Source organism: Rhizobium atlanticum (assembly GCF_030182485.1).
Classification (GTDB): Bacteria; Pseudomonadota; Alphaproteobacteria; order Rhizobiales; family Rhizobiaceae; genus Rhizobium.
In genome coordinates this window covers 17,591-35,828 of sequence record NZ_JAQJCJ010000008.1, presented here as the reverse complement: position 1 = coordinate 35,828, position 18,238 = coordinate 17,591, and the positions used below count along the sequence as shown (strand labels likewise).

The 18,238-nt window shown below is 62.2% G+C and carries 22 protein-coding genes and 1 pseudogene; 14 read left to right on the top strand and 9 right to left on the bottom strand.

What is annotated here, in order from left to right:
• The first annotated feature begins 342 nt into the window (after positions 1-342).
• Both PH551_RS13400 and PH551_RS13395 read left to right on the top strand, forming a co-directional pair.
• Positions 343-1,266 (top strand): sulfite exporter TauE/SafE family protein, encoded by a 924-nt coding sequence (locus PH551_RS13400; RefSeq protein WP_085776852.1) that lies wholly within the window; start codon positions 343-345, stop codon positions 1,264-1,266.
• Positions 1,266-2,066, top strand: a complete 801-nt coding sequence (locus PH551_RS13395; protein ID WP_285193357.1) for a TIGR02186 family protein — start codon at positions 1,266-1,268, stop codon at positions 2,064-2,066. The genes PH551_RS13400 and PH551_RS13395 overlap by 1 nt, the downstream gene beginning before the upstream one ends.
• Before the next feature lie 30 nt (positions 2,067-2,096).
• Here the strand turns inward: PH551_RS13395 and PH551_RS13390 are convergent, their stop codons facing one another.
• Both PH551_RS13390 and PH551_RS13385 read right to left on the bottom strand, forming a co-directional pair.
• Positions 2,097-2,384, bottom strand: coding sequence for a YciI family protein (locus PH551_RS13390; RefSeq protein WP_285193356.1), 288 nt, complete (start codon positions 2,382-2,384; stop codon positions 2,097-2,099).
• A gap of 12 nt (positions 2,385-2,396) precedes the next feature.
• Positions 2,397-3,005: a TetR/AcrR family transcriptional regulator gene (locus tag PH551_RS13385; protein ID WP_285193487.1), complete on the bottom strand. Its 609-nt coding sequence runs from the start codon at positions 3,003-3,005 to the stop codon at positions 2,397-2,399.
• A gap of 202 nt (positions 3,006-3,207) precedes the next feature.
• On the opposite strand from PH551_RS13385, the gene PH551_RS13380 reads away from it, so the two are divergent.
• Both PH551_RS13380 and PH551_RS13375 read left to right on the top strand, forming a co-directional pair.
• On the top strand, positions 3,208-3,765 hold the full coding sequence (locus tag PH551_RS13380; protein ID WP_285193355.1) for a dihydrofolate reductase family protein: 558 nt from the start codon (positions 3,208-3,210) through the stop codon (positions 3,763-3,765).
• Positions 3,766-3,882: 117 nt separating this feature from the next.
• Positions 3,883-4,464 (top strand): transglycosylase SLT domain-containing protein, encoded by a 582-nt coding sequence (locus PH551_RS13375; protein WP_221113057.1) that lies wholly within the window; start codon positions 3,883-3,885, stop codon positions 4,462-4,464.
• 51 nt (positions 4,465-4,515) lie between these two features.
• Here PH551_RS13375 and pdeM read toward each other — a convergent pair whose 3' ends face one another.
• Entirely contained in the window at positions 4,516-5,241 is a 726-nt protein-coding gene (gene pdeM / locus PH551_RS13370; protein WP_085776846.1) for a ligase-associated DNA damage response endonuclease PdeM, read from the bottom strand.
• 26 nt (positions 5,242-5,267) lie between these two features.
• Entirely contained in the window at positions 5,268-7,778 is a 2,511-nt protein-coding gene (locus tag PH551_RS13365; protein WP_285193486.1) for a ligase-associated DNA damage response DEXH box helicase, read from the bottom strand.
• Positions 7,779-7,875: 97 nt separating this feature from the next.
• On the opposite strand from PH551_RS13365, the gene PH551_RS13360 reads away from it, so the two are divergent.
• Together PH551_RS13360 and PH551_RS13355 are read left to right on the top strand one after the other, a co-directional pair.
• A complete protein-coding gene (locus PH551_RS13360) occupies positions 7,876-8,376 on the top strand; it encodes an RrF2 family transcriptional regulator (RefSeq protein ID WP_085779951.1) in 501 nt (166 codons plus the stop codon).
• A 21-nt stretch (positions 8,377-8,397) separates the two neighbouring features.
• The gene (locus tag PH551_RS13355) at positions 8,398-8,859 is read left to right on the top strand and encodes a carboxymuconolactone decarboxylase family protein (protein ID WP_285193354.1); all 462 of its coding nucleotides are present in this window, start codon (positions 8,398-8,400) and stop codon (positions 8,857-8,859) included.
• Between the two features lie 51 nt (positions 8,860-8,910).
• On the opposite strand, the gene PH551_RS13350 is transcribed toward PH551_RS13355, so the two are convergent.
• The 3 genes from PH551_RS13350 to PH551_RS13340 form a co-directional block, all read right to left on the bottom strand.
• A complete protein-coding gene (locus tag PH551_RS13350; protein WP_285193495.1) occupies positions 8,911-9,078 on the bottom strand; it encodes a hypothetical protein in 168 nt (55 codons plus the stop codon).
• Positions 9,079-9,366: 288 nt separating this feature from the next.
• On the bottom strand, positions 9,367-10,002 hold the full coding sequence (locus PH551_RS13345; protein WP_183705976.1) for a YitT family protein: 636 nt from the start codon (positions 10,000-10,002) through the stop codon (positions 9,367-9,369).
• A 212-nt stretch (positions 10,003-10,214) separates the two neighbouring features.
• On the bottom strand, positions 10,215-11,147 hold the full coding sequence (locus tag PH551_RS13340) for a class I SAM-dependent DNA methyltransferase (protein ID WP_285193353.1): 933 nt from the start codon (positions 11,145-11,147) through the stop codon (positions 10,215-10,217).
• Positions 11,148-11,289: 142 nt separating this feature from the next.
• Here PH551_RS13340 and PH551_RS13335 point away from each other — a divergent pair, with 142 nt between their 5' ends.
• Genes PH551_RS13335 through PH551_RS13325 form a run of 3 tightly spaced genes read left to right on the top strand, consistent with a single transcriptional unit; the run spans position 11,290 to position 13,431 of the window.
• The gene (locus PH551_RS13335) at positions 11,290-11,556 is read left to right on the top strand and encodes a DUF6460 domain-containing protein (protein ID WP_085779950.1); all 267 of its coding nucleotides are present in this window, start codon (positions 11,290-11,292) and stop codon (positions 11,554-11,556) included.
• Position 11,557: 1 nt separating this feature from the next.
• Positions 11,558-12,076 (top strand): CAP domain-containing protein, encoded by a 519-nt coding sequence (locus PH551_RS13330; protein WP_285193352.1) that lies wholly within the window; start codon positions 11,558-11,560, stop codon positions 12,074-12,076.
• 8 nt (positions 12,077-12,084) lie between these two features.
• Positions 12,085-13,431, top strand: coding sequence for an MATE family efflux transporter (locus tag PH551_RS13325; RefSeq protein WP_285193351.1), 1,347 nt, complete (start codon positions 12,085-12,087; stop codon positions 13,429-13,431).
• Here PH551_RS13325 and PH551_RS13320 read toward each other — a convergent pair.
• On the bottom strand, positions 13,407-14,495 hold the full coding sequence (locus tag PH551_RS13320; RefSeq protein ID WP_285193350.1) for a quinone-dependent dihydroorotate dehydrogenase: 1,089 nt from the start codon (positions 14,493-14,495) through the stop codon (positions 13,407-13,409). The genes PH551_RS13325 and PH551_RS13320 overlap by 25 nt on opposite strands.
• On the bottom strand, positions 14,492-14,845 hold the full coding sequence (locus tag PH551_RS13315; RefSeq protein WP_097601616.1) for a DUF952 domain-containing protein: 354 nt from the start codon (positions 14,843-14,845) through the stop codon (positions 14,492-14,494). Before PH551_RS13315 ends, PH551_RS13320 begins: the two co-directional genes overlap by 4 nt.
• Before the next feature lie 120 nt (positions 14,846-14,965).
• Here PH551_RS13315 and PH551_RS13310 point away from each other — a divergent pair, with 120 nt between their 5' ends.
• The 5 genes and pseudogenes from PH551_RS13310 (at position 14,966) to PH551_RS13290 (ending at position 18,228) form a co-directional block, all read left to right on the top strand.
• Positions 14,966-15,364 carry a hypothetical protein gene (locus PH551_RS13310; protein WP_097601587.1) on the top strand — a complete coding sequence of 133 codons (399 nt, stop codon included), beginning with the start codon at positions 14,966-14,968 and terminating at the stop codon, positions 15,362-15,364.
• An 89-nt stretch (positions 15,365-15,453) separates the two neighbouring features.
• Positions 15,454-16,101, top strand: a complete 648-nt coding sequence (locus PH551_RS13305; RefSeq protein ID WP_085776838.1) for a response regulator — start codon at positions 15,454-15,456, stop codon at positions 16,099-16,101.
• A 228-nt stretch (positions 16,102-16,329) separates the two neighbouring features.
• Positions 16,330-17,001, top strand: a complete 672-nt coding sequence (locus PH551_RS13300; protein ID WP_285193349.1) for a S24 family peptidase — start codon at positions 16,330-16,332, stop codon at positions 16,999-17,001.
• A gap of 11 nt (positions 17,002-17,012) precedes the next feature.
• Positions 17,013-17,728: pseudogene (locus tag PH551_RS13295) on the top strand (thermonuclease family protein).
• Between the two features lie 86 nt (positions 17,729-17,814).
• A complete protein-coding gene (locus PH551_RS13290) occupies positions 17,815-18,228 on the top strand; it encodes a tellurite resistance TerB family protein (protein ID WP_011423905.1) in 414 nt (137 codons plus the stop codon).
• Positions 18,229-18,238: the final 10 nt, after the last annotated feature.

Genomic DNA, 18,238 nt, shown 5'->3' with positions numbered 1-18,238 from the left:
CCGCGCCGACGTTATCTCTTTCACGGATTCGCCCGCGGAAACGTTGATGTTGCTGTGGGGTGATGCCGCGCATAGCCCTCCCCCTTGGGGAGGGGTCTTCGCAGGCCTTGCGGCACTAAGCCGCAAGCTTTTCCGAATTTTTCCCACCCTCGTCACAAAACCTGAAAAAAGCCCGATTATGCCGGACATATCGATCCGCGCATCGCCGAATCTCCTGCCATCGATCTCTATCAATCGGGGCCGATCGAAAGCCTCTGGCAACGATTTCACAGTATGGTGCGCATTCGAACGGGGACGTGACAGGAACCGCCCGGCAGGGGCGGTCATCATTCGGGGTCGGTTGTGACAATTTATCTGCCCATCGCAGAATTGTCGGTGAACATCTTCATCATTCTCGGCATGGGGGCGGCCGTCGGATTCCTGTCCGGAATGTTCGGCGTCGGCGGCGGTTTTCTCATCACCCCGCTATTGATCTTCTACAATATCCCGCCCGTCGTCGCCGTCGCCACCGGCGCCAACCAGGTCGTGGCGTCGTCGATTTCGGGTGCGATCACCCATTTCCGGCGCGGCACGCTCGACGTCAAGCTCGGCACAGTGCTCCTGGTCGGCGGTCTTACAGGGGCGACCGTCGGCATCTGGATCTTCTCGCTGCTGCGCGCCATCGGCCAGCTCGACCTGATCATCTCGCTGATGTATGTCATCTTCCTCGGAGCGGTCGGCGGGCTGATGCTGCTCGAAAGCATCAATGCCATGCGCCGCGCCGCACGCAACGAGCCGCCCGCGCCGCGCAAGCCAGGCCACCAGCACTGGGTGCACAAGCTGCCGCTCAAGGTGCGCTTCAAGAAATCGAAGATTTTCCTCAGCGTCATTCCGATCATTGCGCTCGGCTTTGCGATCGGCATCCTGACCTCGATCATGGGTGTCGGCGGCGGCTTCATCATGGTGCCGGCAATGATCTACCTGCTGCGCATCCCGACCAATGTCGTGGTCGGCACCTCGCTTTATCAGATCATTTTCGTGACCGCCTATACGACGATCGTGCAGGCGGCGACGAACTTCTCTGTCGACATCGTGCTTGCCTTCATCCTGATGGTGGCGGGTGTCGTCGGGGCGCAATATGGCGTGCGCGTCGGCCAGAAGCTTCGCGGCGAGCAGCTGCGCGCTCTGCTTGGCCTGCTCGTTCTGGCCGTCGGCCTGCGTCTGGCGATCGCGCTGGTCGTGACCCCTGCCGACGTCTATTCGGTGGTGATGGGGACCGGCAACTGATGCGCCTGCTTGCCTCGATCCTCCTGCTCCTGTGTCTGCTGCCGGCGGTTGCCGGGGCGCAGTGGCTGCCGGGACAGGCAACGGAAGCGGTGCGGGAGGGGCTGGAGATCGGCACATCGACCAGCGAAATCGCCATCACTTCGGATTTCCACGGTGCCGATCTGACGATCTTCGGGGCGCTCTCGAACACCGACCAGCTGCTGCTCGCCATTGGCCAGTATGACGTGGTGGTGGTGCTGGAAGGCCCGCGCGAGGATGCGACGGTGCGCAAGAAAGAGCGCGTCTTCGGCGTCTGGGTGAACAGGCGCTCGATGACTTTCGAGGCGGTGCCGCATTCCTATTCGATGTCGAGCTCGCGCATGATCGACGATCTGACGACGCCGCTGGAACTCACCGACCAGGGGATCGGCATCGACCACATTCCGCTGACGCCGGTCGGCTTCGTCGGCGACGGCAGCAATCTCGGCGAGTTCCGTCAGGCTTTCCTGCGGCTGCAGCAGGTGGGCGCGCTTTACGACAGGAACCCGAGCGGCGTGCGGTTCGTTTCATCGAACCTCTTCAAGGCGAGCCTGCGCCTGCCGGCAAATATTCCGAACGGGGTGCACACGGTGCGCGCCTATCTCTTCAAGAGCGGCAATCTCATCACCGATAAATCGCTGCCGCTTCGCGTCATCAAGACGGGCATCGAACAGACGATCACCGATGCGGCCCATGATCAGCCGATCCTCTACGGATTTGCGGCCGTGGCGCTCGCCGTCGTCACCGGCTGGAGCGCCAGCCTGATTTTCCGCAAGGAGTGATCCGGCGCCGCGAACCGTCGCGCTCGTGTCTCATGTCTTCAGGAAGGCGAGCCGCTCGTCGACGCGAGCGGGGGCAATTTCCAGAATATCGGCGCTGACGACGCCTTCCGCTACGAAAGGATCCTGCTGAATCCTGGTTTCGAGTTCGGCGCGCGAGGTGTTGTGAGCGACGACTGCTCCACCGGCGCTCGGCTGAAGGCCGCCGGCGAGAAGAAAAATCCCGTCGTCGAAGCCTCGTTTGAGCCAGGCATTATGCGCTTCCATCAGAACCGGTGCGTTGGCCCTGCTTTCAGAAAATTTCAGAGTAATGAAAAACATGCAGTGTCTCCTTCAGGAATGCTGTCGTGAAAGGGTGTCGGGAAAGGCGGGTGTTTCTGGCCGCTGCTCCGCCAGCCACGCGCGCATATTTTCCACCTCGTTTTGAACAAAGATTTCGTCGCGATAGGCGGCCGCAAGCGTCGCAACACCCTGGCTCCGCATCAGGATGTGCATGGCAAGCGCATCGGCTTCATCCTCGCGGCCAAGCTCACTGAATTGACGTGACAGCCAATGGCGAAACAGATCGAAAAGTTCGGCAGCACGGCTCTTGGCAATGTGATCGAGCTTGGCGAGTTCGGCGCAAAGCGTGCCGACCGGGCAACCGTGGGCCATGATTTTCGACTGATTCAGGATGAGGAGATTGACGAAGCTGAGAATACGCTCGTCAGGTGCCTCGGCCTGTGCTTCCCACTCATCGAGCATTGACCTGGTTTTGAGGAGGCGATGGGTGATCACCGCATCGAGAAGCTCGTCCTTCGTCTTGAAGTGATAATAAAAATTGCCTCGCGAGAGTCCGACTGTACCCGCAATGTTGGCAAAGGACGTTGCTTCAAAGCCTCTCTCGTAGAAAAGCCTGTCGGCTGCTTCGACAATTTGCTGGCGGGTGGCCGCAGCGACCATTTTCATTCTCCCTTCTGTCCGCGAAGCTGCGATTCGTAGGTCAATCGACCTAGGGATTAGGACAATTGACCTAGAAGAGTCAAGCGCCGGAACTTCTTGTCGGCGGCCCCCTTCGCCCCCAGGACCGCTTGCGTATCGCAATCAGTTGAATTACTGTGAACCAGTTGCTTATTAAAAGCGGTTTTCACTTGAGGAGGATGAAATGCGGAAGCTTGTCGTCTGGAACCTGATGACGCTCGATGGCTATTTCGAGGGAACGAAACCGTGGGAGATCGACTTCCACAATCTCGCCTGGGGACCGGAGCTCAAGCGCTATGCCGAGCAGTTCGGCGAGGAAGGTGACCTCCTGGTCTTCGGCCGCAAGACCTATGAGGGCATGGCCGCCTACTGGCCGACTGCTGAGGACGAAGACAAGATCAAGGCCTATATGAACGGCATCGCCAAGATCGCCGTCTCTCGAACAATGACCGATCCCGGCTGGAACAATTCGCGCATCGTCAGCGATCCGATCCCCGAATTGAAGAGGCTGAAGCAGGAGGACGGCAAGACGATTTTCATCTTCGGCAGCGCCGCGCTTGCCGACAGCCTGCTGAAGGCGGGCCTTATCGATGAGATCCGGGTTTGCGTGGTGCCGGTCATTCTCGGCGGCGGCAATCCGCTCTTCAAGCCGGCCGAGGCTCAGGTGCCGCTGAGGCTTATTGAATCCTCGACCACGCGAAGTGGCGCAGTGATCCTGCGTTATAAGCCGGTCAGGGCGTAGGGGTGGGTCATGGCTGCCGAGTTCCCGGGCAACCTCTTCGAAAAAGTTCGTATTCGACTAAAAACCGGTTTTTAACATTTACGAGTTAGTAATCTCTCGGAAACGAGAGGTTCTGTCATGCGTACTCGTATCGTTCTGACCGCCGTGGGTCTCGCGCTGCTTGCCGGCTGCGCGACGGCGCCGAAGCAGACGAGGAACATCTGCGCCGTCTTCGACCAGCGCGAAGGTCTTTTCTCCAGCTGGCAGAGGGCGGCAGAGCGGACGGAGAAGAAATACGGCGTGCCCGTGCCGATCCTGATGGCGACGATGTACACCGAATCGGGTTTCCAGCCCTACGCGCGGCCGCCGCGCACCAAGCTCTTCGGCTTCATTCCTTGGACCCGGCCTTCGACCGCCTACGGCTATTCGCAGGCGCTCGACGGTACATGGGATCACTATCAGTCGCAGACGGGGAACTGGGCGGCGCGGCGCACGAACTTCGCCGACGCGATCGATTTCATCGGCTGGTATCATTACCAGAATAGTGTGGAGACCGGTATTCCGCTCAACGATGCCTATAATCTCTATCTCGCCTATTATTCGGGGCCGACGGGATATAAGCGCGGCGACTGGCGCTCGAACGGGCAATTGCAGCAGACGGCACAGAAGTTCGCGCGAATGGCGGGGACATATCAGCAGCAATTGCAAGGGTGTGATTAAGTTCAAAGGCGTGCAGTGTGGCACCCCCACGGCACACATCGAGGACAGACGCTACCCCCGCAAATTCCCATACCTGACCGAATAAATCCGATCGCGTCCCAGCAGATGCGCGATCAGCGATTCCTTTTCGAACAAGCCCTTCATCGCCTGATGGCCGAGATCGAGGCCGCCGCTCATCACCCCAAAGGCCGGCATGAGGAGGCGAGCGCCGTCCGTGGCGAAGCAGGGGCGGCGGATTGATCGTTCGCGCCGGCGCACGGTCGCCGAAGGATGCAGGTGGCCGGCGATTTCGCCGCTCTGCAAGCCGTTCCTCGGCTCGTGGCGGAAGGTCAGGCCGGCATAATGCACCTCGTCGGCGCAAGCGCCGGGCAGATCGACGATGCCGTCGGGATCATGGTTGCCGTTGATCCAGATCCATTCGCGGCCGCGCGCCATACCGACGATCAGCGCGCGAAAATTTTCCGGCAGATGCTTCGAACCGATGCGGTCGTGAAAATTGTCGCCGAGCGAGATGACGAGCTTCGGATCATAGCGGGAAATGACGGCGGCAAGCACGGTCAGCGTCGCCAGCGTGTCATAGGGCGGCAGCATCATGCCACGGCGCGCGAAGGCTGCGCCTTTTTCGAGATGCAGGTCGGAGACGACGAGCAGTCCGGCATCCGGCAGATAGAGGGCGCCGAGCGGATCGCAGACGGCGGCAATGCCGTTCACCGATGTCTCGATGCCGGGGATCGCAGCCAATCCGGAAATGTCGCGCGCCAGCGCCAGGCGGTTCATCACAGTCGTATTTTTCCCAGTCATCATCATGCCAGAGCTTCGGCGATCAGATCGTCCGCCGCCTCGGCCAATAGCGCATCATGGGCCTCGCCCGGCACCGCCTCGCGGCCGATTTCCAGCATCACCGGCACGGCGAGCGGGGAAATATGGTCGAGCGGGCGGTGGGTGATGTGGCCCCTGATTCGCATCAGCATATCGCCAAGACGGCTTATATCCAAAAGCCCCGTCGCCGCATCCTGGCGCGTTGCCTGCAGCAGGATGTGATCCGGCTCATGGCTGCGGAGCACGTCATAGATCAGGTCGGCCGAGACGGTGATCTGGCGGCCGCTCTTTTCCTTGCCCGGATGGCGGCGCTCGATCAAGCCCGCAATCACGGCGCAATTGCGGAAGGTGCGTTTCAACAAGAAGGATTCGGCGAGCCAGGCCTCGAGATCGTCGCCGAGCATATCCTCATCGAAGAGGTCGGAGAGGCTCAACCGGCCATTGGCGATCATCAGCCCCATATCCTCGAGACCCCAGACGGCGAGCGAATAATCGGTGGCGACGAAGCCGAGCGGCTTGGCGCCCGCTCGCTCCAGCCGGCGGGTCAGCAGCATGCCGAGAGTCTGGTGGGCGAGACGGCCTTCGAAGGGATAGGCGACCATATAGCCGCGGCTGCCGCGCGGGAAGGTTTCGATCAGGAACTCGTCGCGCTTCGGCAGCATCGACTTGTCGGTCTGCAGCGACAGCCAGTCGCGCACCTGATCCGGCAGGTGGCGCCAGCGATCGGGATCGGCGATCATCGCCCGCACCTGCTCGGCGAGATAGGTCGACAGCGGAAACTTGCCGCCATTATAGGCGGGGATCTTCGGATCGAGCGAAAAGGCCTGCGACGCCAGGCATTCATTTTCGCGTATGCCTTCGAAACGCAGCACCTTGCCCGAAAACACGAATGTGTCGCCCGGCGACAATTGCTCGAGGAAATATTCCTCGACCTTGCCCAGCGTGGCGCCGCCGCGACCGAGCCGGCCGCCCTCGCCGCGCTTGACCATGCGGATGTTCAGCATCGGGCTTTCGACGATGGTGCCGAGGTTGAGGCGGTATTGCTGGGCGACCGCCGGATTGGAGACGCGCCAGCGGCCCTCCTTGGTCTTGCGGATGCGAGCGTAACGCTCGTAGGTCCTAAGCGCATAACCGCCGGTCGCGACGAAATCGATGACGCGCTCGAAGGTCTCCCAGCTAAGATCGGCATAGGGCGAGGCGCTGGTGACCTCGTCATAGAGCTCCAGCATGTCGAAGGGTTCGGCGCAGGCCATGCCGAGTACGTGCTGGGCGAGCACGTCGAGAGCGCCGCGGCCGACGGGCGGCGTGTCCTGGGCGCCGATATAATTGGCGTCGAGGGCTGCCTGGCACTCCATGACTTCAAAGCGATTGGCCGGCACGAGGATCGCCTTCGAAGGCTCGTCCATGCGGTGGTTGGCGCGGCCGATGCGCTGGGCAAGGCGTGAGGCGCCCTTCGGCGCTCCGACATGGATGACGAGATCGACATCGCCCCAGTCGATGCCGAGATCGAGCGTTGAGGTGGCGACGACGGCGCGCAAGCGGTTTTCGGCCATCGCCGCCTCGACCTTGCGGCGCTGGGCGACATCGAGCGAGCCGTGGTGGAGGGCGATCGGCAGGTTGTCGTCATTGATCGTCCAGAGTTCCTGAAACAGCATCTCGGCCTGACTGCGGGTATTGACGAACAGCAGCGTCGTCTGGTGTTCGAGGAGCTGCTTGTAGACATCGGGAATGGCATAGCGGGCGGCATGACCGGCCCAAGGAATGCGCTCTTCGGTCGACAGGATCGAGATATTGGGTTTGGCACCGCCTTCGACGACGACAAGACCAGCGTGATGTTCCCTCCCCTCCTCCTGGGCGACCAGCCATTTCTGCAAGTCCATCGGCTCGGCGACGGTCGCCGACAGGCCGATGGTCTTCAGGCCGGGGGCAAGGCGGCGAAGGCGCGCAAGGCCGAGCGACAGCATATGGCCGCGCTTGGAGGTGACGAGCGAATGAAGCTCGTCGAGCACGACATATTTCAGGTCCTTGAAGAAGCGCTCCGCCTCGCGGTTCGCCAGCAGCAGAGCAACCTGCTCCGGCGTCGTCAGCAGAATATCCGGCGGATTGAGCTTCTGCCGCTGGCGCTTGGCAATCGGCGTATCGCCGGTGCGGTTTTCGATCGTGACGGGCAGGCCCATCTCTTCGACCGGCTTCATCAGGTTGCGCTCGATATCGATCGCCAGCGCCTTCAGTGGCGAGACATAGAGCGTGTGGATGCCGGTGAAGGCGGAGCCGGGCGGAATTTTGCCGCGGCGGGTGAGATCAGTGAGCGAGGGCAGGAAGCCAGCGAGCGTCTTACCGGCGCCGGTCGGCGCAATCAGCAGCGTGCTTTGACCGGCCTCGGCGCGGGACAGCAGTTCCAGCTGATGGGCGCGAGGGCGCCAGCCCTTTTCCGCAAACCAGCGGGCAAAGGCTTCAGGCAATAGGGCGCGGGCTTCGGAATCGATCTGGTCCACGTCCTGAAGGTAGTGAAAAGCGGGCGAAAAAGAAGGGCAGTTGACAGAAGCGAGAATCATGGATATTTTTTATCCACGAATTGAGGAGATGACACCGATGAAAATGAGCGATGGAGTCGAGCAGGCCATTCACAGCGTCGCCATGCTCTCCGGCCTCTCCGAAGGCGGTGTCCTTTCGGCGGCTGCGCTGGCGGAATTCCACGGCGTGTCGACAAGCTATCTGCTCAAACATCTGCAGGCACTGTCGGGCGCCGGCATCCTCGATACGGTGCCGGGGCCGAAGGGCGGCTATCGGCTGGCGAAGGCGCCGGCGGAGATTTCGCTGCTCGACATATTGCTTGCTGTGGAGGGACCGGCCCCGGCCTTTCGCTGCGCCGAAATCCGCCAGCGCGGACCGAACCCGGTCTCCGACCACTTCTTTTCCAAGCCCTGCAACATCAGCGCGGCAATGCTCCGGGCCGAGCGGGTCTACCGGGCCGAACTTGCCAAGACCAGCATTGCCGATCTCGGCATCGAACTCGCCGCCCTCGACGACGGATCGATCGCAGCCCGAGGCTGCGCCTTCCTTGAAATCCATGAACGCAAGACGGCTCGTTGAGCCATATCAAAGGAGAAAGACATGCAACCGCGTTTCAACTTCGCCAAAGCCGCTCCCGATGCCTACAAGGCGGTCGTCGCACTCGAACAATATGTCCAGTCTTCCGGACTGGAGCGCCGCTTCATCCATTTGATCAAGCTGCGCGCCTCGCAGATAAACGGCTGCGCCTACTGCGTCGATATGCATGTGAAGGAAGCCCGCCACGACGGGCTCAGCGAACAATGGATCAACCTGATGTGCGTCTGGCGGGAATCGCCGATCTATGACACGCGCGAAAGGGCCCTGCTCGGATGGGTCGACGCTGTGACCAATATCGCCAAGACAGGCGCGCCTGACGCAGACTACGAGGCGCTGAAGGCGCATTTCTCCGAGAAGGAGATGACCGAGATTACGGTGGCGATCGGCGCGATCAATATCTGGAACCGGCTTGCCGTCGGCTTCCGCTCACAGCACCCGATCGATCAGGTGACGAAAGCCGCATGATCGATATTGACGGGAACCGACCCGAAGATCTCGGGTCGGTCGAATATCAGGTTAATCGCGATCGGCAGCGGCGCGCGCCGCAACGGCTTCGGACCCACTGCCCGAGAGGTTGATGCTGTTGAATATGTCGCGGACGACCTTGGTAATTTCCTCTGCGGAAGCGCCCTTGGCGTATTCTTCCTGCATGCGGCGTCTTACGAGTTTTTCCAAATCTGACATGGTTCACCTCATCAAATCCGGCGCGACAGGAGTGTCGCGCCGAGGCCGATCTGAGGCAAGTTACGATTTGTTTAGAATGGGTTACCGATTTGTAAGGTTAGTCCGCTATCGGTGAAGGTCCGATTAGGGCACGTCCCCTCTCACCGTTTTACGGGGAGAGGGGACGTGCCCTGCGAAAGGTGTGCGAGGAACGGAGAGGTCGCGGCATATCCCTTCGCCTCGCGTGCGGCATCCGAAGGACGGGTCGAGACCCGTGGTTCCGGCAGACGGATAAGGGGGCAGCCACCCCTACAACGCAATATAGCGGTCGGCGCGGTGGTTGATGGCAACGAAGAGGTTGAGGACAATGGCGCCGAGCACCGAATAGAAGACGACGGACGGCGTGGTGACGAAGAAGGCGGCGGCGAGGACGCACATGTCGATGGCGAGCTGGACGAGGCCGGCGCGGATGCCGAAGCGTTCCTGCAGGTAGATGCCGAGAATGCCGACGCCGCCGAGGCTGGCGCGGTGGCGATAAAGCGCCAGCAGGCCGAAGCCGAGCAGCAGGCCGCCGAGAAGGGCAGCCCACGCCGGGTGGATGCTCGAAATCGAAAAGAAGCGCGACTGCACGTCTGATAGCACCGAGGTCAGGCCGATGGCAATGAAGGTCTTGATCGTGAAGGCCATGCCGAGGCGCTTCCACGAGAGATAGAAGAACGGCAGGTTGAGCAGGAAGAAGGCGAGGCCGAAATTGACGCCGAAGGCATAGTGCAGCAGGAAGGCGACACCGGCGGTGCTGCCGGTGAGAAGGCCGGCACTGGCGAGCACATAAATGCCGAGAGCGGCAATCAGACTGCCGGAGAAGATACCTTGCACATCTTCGATCGGCGTATGGCGGGTCGCGCTGGTATTCCAGACGCCAAGGGCATTGATGCGCTGTGTCATATTCCAGTCTCCACGGCAGACAGGTTCGCGAAAGCCTCGGAGGAACTCCTGAAGGCGGTGACGTTTTTTGCAATGTGAAATGAGCCGGCGGGGCGCGGTCGGTATCGCCGCGCTCTTGGCGATATCAGTGAAATATCAGTCTTCTGCCGTTGCAATCAAGCAAAATAGGTAAGCAATGCTGACCTATTAAAAAAATGGCAAGAAAAGTTCGCTTACGCAGCGTTGCGCGTAAGGAACAGAATGCCGGAAACCGGTTTTCCGCCATCTTTGCGAATGACCGTCTTGACGATCTTGAGGATCTCGAAGCCGTGGCGGGAAAGCAGCCGCCTCACATAGGCTTCCGAATGGGCGTAACGCAACGACGGGGCGAGTTGGAAAGCCTCTCCGTCGCCCGCATCCTCGACGGAGAAGGTGAAGTCCGCACCGACGGCGGCGAGTTCGCCGACGATCGCAAAGACGCTCTCGAGGTTGCCGAGATACATCAGCACGTCGGCTGCGCTCACGAGATCGGCGCGCCGGCGCCGGGCATCACCGAACAGGCCGGAGAGATCGGGCGCAAGCGACAGATCGGCCTGGGCGAGATGATCATAGACCTGTTTCTCCGCGGCCTTGGCCAGCATGTTCTGCGAGAGGTCGAAGCCTTCGAGGCGGCGGGCGCGGGCGCGGATCTCCGGGCCGAGCAGGCCGGTGCCGCAGCCGAGATCGACGGCGCATTCGTAACGCCTGCCGGTGGAGGCGATGAGGTCTGCGAGCTTCTGCGGGACGCTGTAATCGAGTTTTTCGACGAGGGCGGTGTCGAATCGATCGGCATAATCGTCGAACAGGCGCTCGACGTAGCGGCTCGGCGGCCGCTCGGGGATCGCAGCGTCGCCGAGAAGGGCAAGCTTGAGGGTGGCGCCGAATATATCCTCGGGATCGAGGGCAATCGTCCGGCGATAGGCCTCGATCGCGGCTTGCCCCCTGCCCGCCTTTTCCAGATAGGTGGCGAGCCGATACCAGCCGGCGGCCCAGGCAGGCACGAGCTCCAGCGCCTGCTCCATCAGCTCGGCCGCTGCCTCCGCCTCGCCGCCTTCTTCGAGCATCCTGGCATAATCGGCGCGGCGGTCGGCGATGACATCGCCTGAGGAAAGCTGTTGGGACTGCATGACGAACCTATCGTTTCGCTGGCATTTGCCGGCGGCCACAAAAAAACTCAAGTCCTATTTCAGAGGCGAAGCGGCCAATTCCGGAAAGGGCTTGCGGGCGGTGCGCCGCGACCTTATTCCAGGGGCAAACAGGAGATGGCGCATGTCCGATCAGGTGAACAGGTTCCTCGGCGATTCGCTCGGCCGCACATTGATTAAACTCATCGTGGTGTCGCTGATCGTCGGATTCGTCATGACCGTGTTCGGCCTGACGCCGTGGAACATCATCTATGGGTTCCGCGACTTCATCCTGGAACTCTGGCACCGGGGCTTTGCCGCGCTCGGGCGCGTCGGCGACTATCTCCTCCTCGGGGCGACGATCGTCATCCCGCTCTTCGTCATCCTTCGCCTTTTCAGCTACCGCCGATAACATGATATCAATCGATCTTTCCAGGCGCAGCCTGCTCACTCTTTCCGGACTTGCACTCGCCGCCGGCATCGCCGGCTGCACCACGACCCCGCGAATTGCCGGCGCGCCCTCGAACGGCGAGGACCAGACGACGAGCGTGCTGCCGCTCGTCAACCAGTTGAGGGCGAAGAACGGCCTGCCGCCGCTTGAGGTCGATCCGGCGGCGCAGACGGCGGCCCTCTTCCAGGCGAAGCGCATGGCGAGCGCCGGCAAGATGGCGCACCTCATGGGCATGACGGACAGCTTCGGCGCCCGCGTCAAGGCGAGCGGCGTGCGGCTGCCGGCGGCCGAGAACATTGCTTCCGGCCAGCAGAGCGTCGACGCCGTTGTGACTGCCTGGATCAATTCGCCGCATCATCTGGAAAACATGCTCGGGCGTTATGACGGCCTCGGCGTCGCAGTCGCCCATAATACGTCTTCCAGGAACCTGCCCTACTGGGCCATGGTGCTTTCCAGCCGAGGCGATTCTGCCTCGATCTAAGGCAGGTCATGGATACGCGCAGCAACAACAACACTCTCGCTTTCGTAGTGACGCACCGGTTGGTGCTTTCGATCGCTATTCCGATGACGCTCGGCTTCATGACGACGCCCCTGCTCGGGCTGACGAGCACCGCCGTCGTCGGTCATATGGGTAACGCTGAAGCGCTGGCGGGGCTGGCGATCGGCGCGATGCTCTTCGATCTGATCCTCGGCAGTTTCAACTTCCTGCGCGCCTCGACGACGGGACTGACGGCGCAGGCCTATGGCCGGCGCGACGGGCACGAACAGCAGGCTGTCTTCTGGCGAGCGCTGATCTCAGCGCTCGCCTGCGGGCTGGCATTGCTCTGTCTTTCGCCGCTGATCGAGACCGCGGGATTGCGGCTGATGGGCGCGGAAGGGGCGATCGCCGAGGCGACCGGCACCTATTTCGCGATCCGCATGCTGGCGGCACCGGCGGCGCTGGCGAATTACGCCATTCTCGGCTTCGTGCTCGGGCGCGGACAAGGCAGTGTCGGGCTGCTGCTGCAGGCGCTGATCAACGGCATCAATATTCTGCTATCCATCTATCTCGGCCTGTCGCTGGGCTGGGGCGTGGCCGGGGTCGCCTGGGCAACCACGGCCGGTGAAACAGCCGGCGCATTCGCCGGGCTTTTCATCGTGCTCAAAGATTTCGGCAGGGCCGAGCGTCCGGCATGGGCCGAGATCTTTTCCCGGCACCGGCTGGCGGAGCTTTTCGCACTCAACCGCGACATCCTGATCCGCACCTTCGTGCTGATCGGCGCCTTCACGATCATGACGCGGATCGGCACCGGCTTCGGGGCGGTGACACTGGCCGCCAATGCCGTACTGATGAATTTCTTCCTGCTGTCAGGTTATTATCTCGACGGGCTTGCCAATGCCGCCGAGCAGATCACCGGCCGGGCGATCGGCGCGCGGTACAGGCCGGCCTTCGACCGCGGGCTGAAGCTGACAACCATCTGGTCGTTCGGACTGGCCGCATTCGCTTCCGCCTTTTTCTTCCTCGCCGGCCCGTGGCTGATCTCGGTGCTGACCACCTCGCCGGAGGTGCGGCAGGCGGCCGAAACCTATCTGCCCTGGGCTGCGATTACCGGACTAACGGGGGCGCTCGCCTTCCTGATGGACGGCGTCTTCATCGGCGCGACATGGTCGGTCGACATGCGCAACCGGATGCTGATGTCCTTTGCCGGCTACCTCCTAATGCTCGCCGTCTTCGTGCCGCTCTTCGGCAATCACGGCTTGTGGCTTGGCATGAACGCCTTCCTGCTGTTCCGCGGCTTCTTCCTCGCCATGCTGGTCGGGTCGCGGGCCGATCAGACCTTCCGCGCCGCCCAGTAATCCAGCCTGCTGTCACGCAGCGCGCGGATCGAGCCGGCCTTTTCGCGGTCGAGCAGCGCCGAAAGACCGCGGACGATATCGCCGGGCAGGCTGGGGCCTTCATAGACCATGCATGAATAGAGCTGGACGAGATCGGCACCCGCCCTGATTTTCTCCAGCGCTGTTTCGGCCGAGGAGACGCCGCCGACGCCGATGATCGGCAGATCAGGGCCGACGCGCTTGCGCATCCGGGCAAGCACCGCCGTCGATTTTTCGAACAGCGGCACCCCGGAAAGACCGCCCGCTTCCTTCGCCTGGCGCTGGTCCTTGAGACCGTCGCGAGACAGCGTGGTGTTGGAGACGATCAGTCCATCCAGCGGATGCGCGAGCGCTTCCGCCGCAATATCGTCCATGCCTTCCTCGGTCAGGTCAGGGGCGATCTTCAGAAAGACCGGGATCTTCCGACCGGATTTTTGCGCCATCTCGTCGCGCGCCGAAAGCACGGCCGACAGCAGCGCCGCCAGGCTTTCGCGTGCCTGCAGGTCGCGCAAGCCGGGCGTATTCGGCGAGGAGATATTGGCGGTGAAATAACGCGCGACGGAATAGAAGCGGCGGATGCCGGCGACATAATCGGCGATGCGATCTTCGCTATCCTTATTGGCGCCGATATTGATGCCGATCATGCCGCCGCCCGCCAGCGTCGAGAGACGTCCGAAAGCGGCGTCATGGCCCTCATTGTTGAAACCGAGGCGGTTGATGACCGCTTCATCCTCGACCAGGCGGAAGATGCGCGGGCGCGGATTGCCAGCCTGCGGCTTCGGCGTCACGGTGCCGATCTCGGTAAAGCCGAAGCCGAGCTTCAAGAGCGCTTCCGGCACCTCGGCATTCTTGTCGTAGCCGGCCGCCATGCCGAGCGGGTTTTCGAAAGTGAGGCCGGCGATGGTCTGGCGCAGGCGCGGATCGGGAGTGATCCGGCAGGCGGGCACGAGGCCAGACTTCAGCGCGGCGATCGACATGCCGTGCGCCGTTTCCGGGTCGAACAGGAAAAGGCCCTTGCGGGCGATGCGCCTGAAGGGATCGATCATGGCTGCAGCTCCGGGAAGATATGAACGCCGTTCTCATCGAGCGGCAGCGGCGCCTCCCAGAGCACGGCCGCAAGCGGCAGATCGGCGTAGAGATGCGGGAAGAGATCGCCGCCGCGGGAGGGTTCGAAGAGGAGCTTGTCACCGAAACCGCGGCCATCGACGGCGACCAGCACCAGGCCGGACTGGCCGGCAAAATGCAGGGCCGCGGTCTGCTTCACCTGGTCGGCCGTGGAGAAATGGATGAAGCCGTCCTTGAGATCGATGCCGGCGCCATGAAAAACACCGCTTTGTCTGGCTTGCTGCCAGAGCGTTTCCGTCACGATCTTGTAAAGGGTCGGTGTCACGGTCATCATGGCCTCGCGATTGCTGATCCTTGGGTCATGAGCGCTTTGCCGGAAAGAGGCGGCGATGTCCACGCCTCGGCACGCAAAAAGCCGGGCCAGCCCAGGCAAAATCCGGAGGATGAGACGATGAAGATTTTGGTTCTCGCACTTGGCGCTGTTCTCCTGCCGCTTGGCGCCGCAGCGGCCGAGACCGATGCGGGCCGATTCCAACTGGAGAAGAGCGGCGACCATTTCGTCCGGCTCGACCGCCAGACCGGCGCCATGTCGATCTGCCAGGACAAGGACGGCGCCCTCGTCTGCCGTATGGCGGCCGATGAGCGGGCGGCCTATGAGGACGAGCTCGACCGGCTTTCAGAGCGGGTGACCAAGCTGGAACAGGGCGGCCTCATCCAGCGTGCGCTGCCGAGCGACGCCGAGATCGACCGCTCGATCAGCATCATGGAGCGGATGATGAAGAGCTTCATGGGGATGGTGAAGGAGTTCCAGGCTGACGAAAAAGCCAATCCCCTTCCGCAGAAGACATGATCTGATATAGTCATTTCAGAATGCCTGCATGCAATGCCGAGGGGACGGCGCGCATGCGGCATGATCGGACTCTTGGGAGGGAGTTTTCGATGCAGGAACAGACCATCATCATCGCGGACGATCATCCGCTGTTTCGCGATGCGCTGCGCCAGGCGGTGATCGGCATGGAAGGCCGGCAGACCATCGTCGAGGCCGGTGATTTCGCAGCCGCACGCACCGCCGCCGGCACACATCCAGATGCCGACCTGATGCTGCTCGATCTCGCCATGCCCGGCGTCAGCGGCTTTTCCGGCCTGATGGCGCTGCGCGCCGAATTCGCCAGCCTGCCGATCATCATCGTTTCGGCGAGCGACGACGCCACGACGATCCGCCGGGCCCTGGAGCTCGGCGCTTCCGGCTTCATTTCCAAATCCTCGGGCATCGAAGACATCCGCCGCGGCATCCAGACGGTGCTTGCCGGCGATATCGCCACACCGGAAAGCTATCGCGACGGCCAGGAGCAGGATCCCGACGTCGCCGACCTGATCCGCCGCCTGCACACGCTGACGCCGCAGCAGAGCCGGGTGCTGACCATGCTGGCCGAGGGCCTGTTGAACAAGCAGATCGCCTATGAACTCGGCGTCTCCGAAGCGACGATCAAGGCGCATGTCTCGGCAATCCTGCTGAAACTCGATGTCGACAGCCGCACACAGGCGGTCATCCAGCTCGGCAAGATCAACATGGCGATGGTGGCTTGAGGGCGACCGAAACCGGTCGATAACAGGATTTTATTCCTCCTTACCTTTACGGTCGGCGTGGGGTCAGCTAGTATTCTGTCGCTGAAGCATCGGCTCAAAAAGTCGGAATCGATTTTCGGCAGGTGAGATGTTCAGACTTAGAGTGTTAGAGCGTCCTTTATACGTCCGAAGCGGACGCGCGGTGCTCTAAAGCGCAGCCTGAGACAGGCTGCACGGAATCGGGCGCATATGCTGTCACACAAGCAGATCTGGGAGGCGATCGACAGGCTTGCCGAACGGCACGAGCTGACGCCATCCGGTCTTGCGCGCCGTGCCGGGCTCGACCCCACCTCGTTCAACAAATCTAAACGGCTTTCCGCCGATGGGCGGCTGCGCTGGCCATCGACGGAATCGATCGCCAAGGTGCTCGATGCGACGGGGGCGAGCATGGAGCAGTTTCTCGCCTTCATGCAACCGGCCGCCAGTTCCGCCGGAGAGCGGATCGGCGAGCGTGCCGGCCCCCCGCCGGGCAGCGCCATTCCTCTGCTCGGCTTCGCCCAGGCCGGCGCCGGTGGCTTCTTCGACGATAGCGGCTTTCCGGCCGGTCATGGCTGGGACGTGGTGGAGTTTCCGGCCAACCCGTCGCAGAGATCCGGCGTCTATGCGCTGGAGGTGCAGGGCGAAAGCATGATGCCGCTTTATCGCGACGGCGACGTGCTGATCGTCGAGCCCGGGGCGCAGGTGCGCCGCAACGACCGCGTCGTCGTGCGCACATGCGCGGGCGAAGTAATGGCCAAGGTGCTGCTGCGCCAGAGCCCGCGGTCGATCGAGCTGATGTCGCTTAATCCCGAACATCCCAACCGCACGCTCGATCTTGCCGATGTCGATTGGATCGCCCGCATCATCTGGGCCAGCCAGTAGGAAGATATTCCATGCGCCCTGCCGCCGTCTTTACAGGTATTATGGGGATGGCGGTGGTGGTCGGCCTGCTGAAGGCAGGCGAAGCGAGGCTTCGCGGCGGCACGGGAGGGGAAGAAACCGCAGCCACAGAGGAGACAGCAGCGGCTGCGCCGAATGTTGCCTCCGGGGCCGCCGAACCGGCAGTGACAATATCCGACGAACGTGCCGAAATGATCGCCCGCTCTGTGGAACCGGCGGTCCCGCACCCAGCGGAGCGGCGACTGAAGGCGCGGCGCCCAGAGCCGCCACTATCCCGCAACAAGCGGCGCCGACATCCAGCCAAACGGCAGGGCCGGCCGAGAAAAAGGCCATGGAGCTGCCGCGGCCACTGGTCGAAGACGCGGGCATTCTTTCCTTCGGGGAGCGCAGGCTCCAGCTTGCCGGCATCGCCCCCACGCCGGCCGACAGGATATGCGGGCCGGCAGGCCGGCAATGGCCCTGCGGCATGATGGCGAAGACGGCGCTGCGCCAGCTCTTGCGCAACCGCAGCATCACCTGCGATCTCGACACGGTCGAATGGAAGGGAACGGCGATCGCCGCCTGTCGGCTCGGTACGCAGGATCTCGGCGCGTGGCTTGCCGAAAGCGGCTGGGGGGAAGCAGAGGCGGGTTCGCCGCTTGCATCCGTCGCCGACAAGGCGAAGCCGGCGCAGAAAGGCATTTACGGCGGCGATCCGCGCCGCAAGTGACAGGCCGCCCGCCGGGGGAGAGCTGCCAATCTCTTGTAAAGGCCGCCGCCAATTCCTAATCTGCGCTGATCAACAAGGAATCCAAGATGAACAAGCCGCTTTCTGCCCATGATGCGCTGATTTACGTGATGGTGATGGCATCCGCCGTCGACAGCACCATGAACGACAGGGAGATGGAAAGGATCGGTCAGCTGATCGGCTTCCTGCCGGTTTTCAGGGATTTTGATGACGACAAGCTCATTCCGATAGCACGCGACTGCGCCGCGCTTCTGGCTGGGCCTGAAGGCCTCGACGTGGTCCTCGAAACGGTCCGCGATACCTTGCCGGCAAAACTCTATGACACCGCTTATGCGCTTGCCGTCGAGGTGGCCTCCGCCGATCTTTCGGTCAAGGCAGAGGAACTGCGACTGCTCAGCCTGCTGCGGGACCGCCTCGGCCTCGATAAGCTCACCTGCGCGGCGATCGAGCGGAGCGCCATTGCCCGCTTCCGCAAGGGATAATCCTTGAGGC

What these genes read in the sequence shown, in the direction of transcription:
- PH551_RS13395 (WP_285193357.1), top strand. Translation starts at nt 1,266, where the DNA reads ATGCGCCTGCTTGCCTCGATCCTCCTGCTCCTGTGTCTGCTGCCGGCG.
- PH551_RS13390 (WP_285193356.1), bottom strand. Translation starts at nt 2,384, where the DNA reads ATGTTTTTCATTACTCTGAAATTTTCTGAAAGCAGGGCCAACGCACCG.
- PH551_RS13385 (WP_285193487.1), bottom strand. Translation starts at nt 3,005, where the DNA reads ATGGTCGCTGCGGCCACCCGCCAGCAAATTGTCGAAGCAGCCGACAGG.
- PH551_RS13380 (WP_285193355.1), top strand. Translation starts at nt 3,208, where the DNA reads ATGCGGAAGCTTGTCGTCTGGAACCTGATGACGCTCGATGGCTATTTC.
- PH551_RS13375 (WP_221113057.1), top strand. Translation starts at nt 3,883, where the DNA reads ATGCGTACTCGTATCGTTCTGACCGCCGTGGGTCTCGCGCTGCTTGCC.
- pdeM (WP_085776846.1), bottom strand. Translation starts at nt 5,241, where the DNA reads ATGAACCGCCTGGCGCTGGCGCGCGACATTTCCGGATTGGCTGCGATC.
- PH551_RS13360 (WP_085779951.1), top strand. Translation starts at nt 7,876, where the DNA reads ATGAAAATGAGCGATGGAGTCGAGCAGGCCATTCACAGCGTCGCCATG.
- PH551_RS13355 (WP_285193354.1), top strand. Translation starts at nt 8,398, where the DNA reads ATGCAACCGCGTTTCAACTTCGCCAAAGCCGCTCCCGATGCCTACAAG.
- PH551_RS13350 (WP_285193495.1), bottom strand. Translation starts at nt 9,078, where the DNA reads ATGTCAGATTTGGAAAAACTCGTAAGACGCCGCATGCAGGAAGAATAC.
- PH551_RS13345 (WP_183705976.1), bottom strand. Translation starts at nt 10,002, where the DNA reads ATGACACAGCGCATCAATGCCCTTGGCGTCTGGAATACCAGCGCGACC.
- PH551_RS13340 (WP_285193353.1), bottom strand. Translation starts at nt 11,147, where the DNA reads ATGCAGTCCCAACAGCTTTCCTCAGGCGATGTCATCGCCGACCGCCGC.
- PH551_RS13335 (WP_085779950.1), top strand. Translation starts at nt 11,290, where the DNA reads ATGTCCGATCAGGTGAACAGGTTCCTCGGCGATTCGCTCGGCCGCACA.
- PH551_RS13330 (WP_285193352.1), top strand. Translation starts at nt 11,558, where the DNA reads ATGATATCAATCGATCTTTCCAGGCGCAGCCTGCTCACTCTTTCCGGA.
- PH551_RS13325 (WP_285193351.1), top strand. Translation starts at nt 12,085, where the DNA reads ATGGATACGCGCAGCAACAACAACACTCTCGCTTTCGTAGTGACGCAC.
- PH551_RS13320 (WP_285193350.1), bottom strand. Translation starts at nt 14,495, where the DNA reads ATGATCGATCCCTTCAGGCGCATCGCCCGCAAGGGCCTTTTCCTGTTC.
- PH551_RS13315 (WP_097601616.1), bottom strand. Translation starts at nt 14,845, where the DNA reads ATGACCGTGACACCGACCCTTTACAAGATCGTGACGGAAACGCTCTGG.
- PH551_RS13310 (WP_097601587.1), top strand. Translation starts at nt 14,966, where the DNA reads ATGAAGATTTTGGTTCTCGCACTTGGCGCTGTTCTCCTGCCGCTTGGC.
- PH551_RS13305 (WP_085776838.1), top strand. Translation starts at nt 15,454, where the DNA reads ATGCAGGAACAGACCATCATCATCGCGGACGATCATCCGCTGTTTCGC.
- PH551_RS13300 (WP_285193349.1), top strand. Translation starts at nt 16,330, where the DNA reads ATGCTGTCACACAAGCAGATCTGGGAGGCGATCGACAGGCTTGCCGAA.
- PH551_RS13290 (WP_011423905.1), top strand. Translation starts at nt 17,815, where the DNA reads ATGAACAAGCCGCTTTCTGCCCATGATGCGCTGATTTACGTGATGGTG.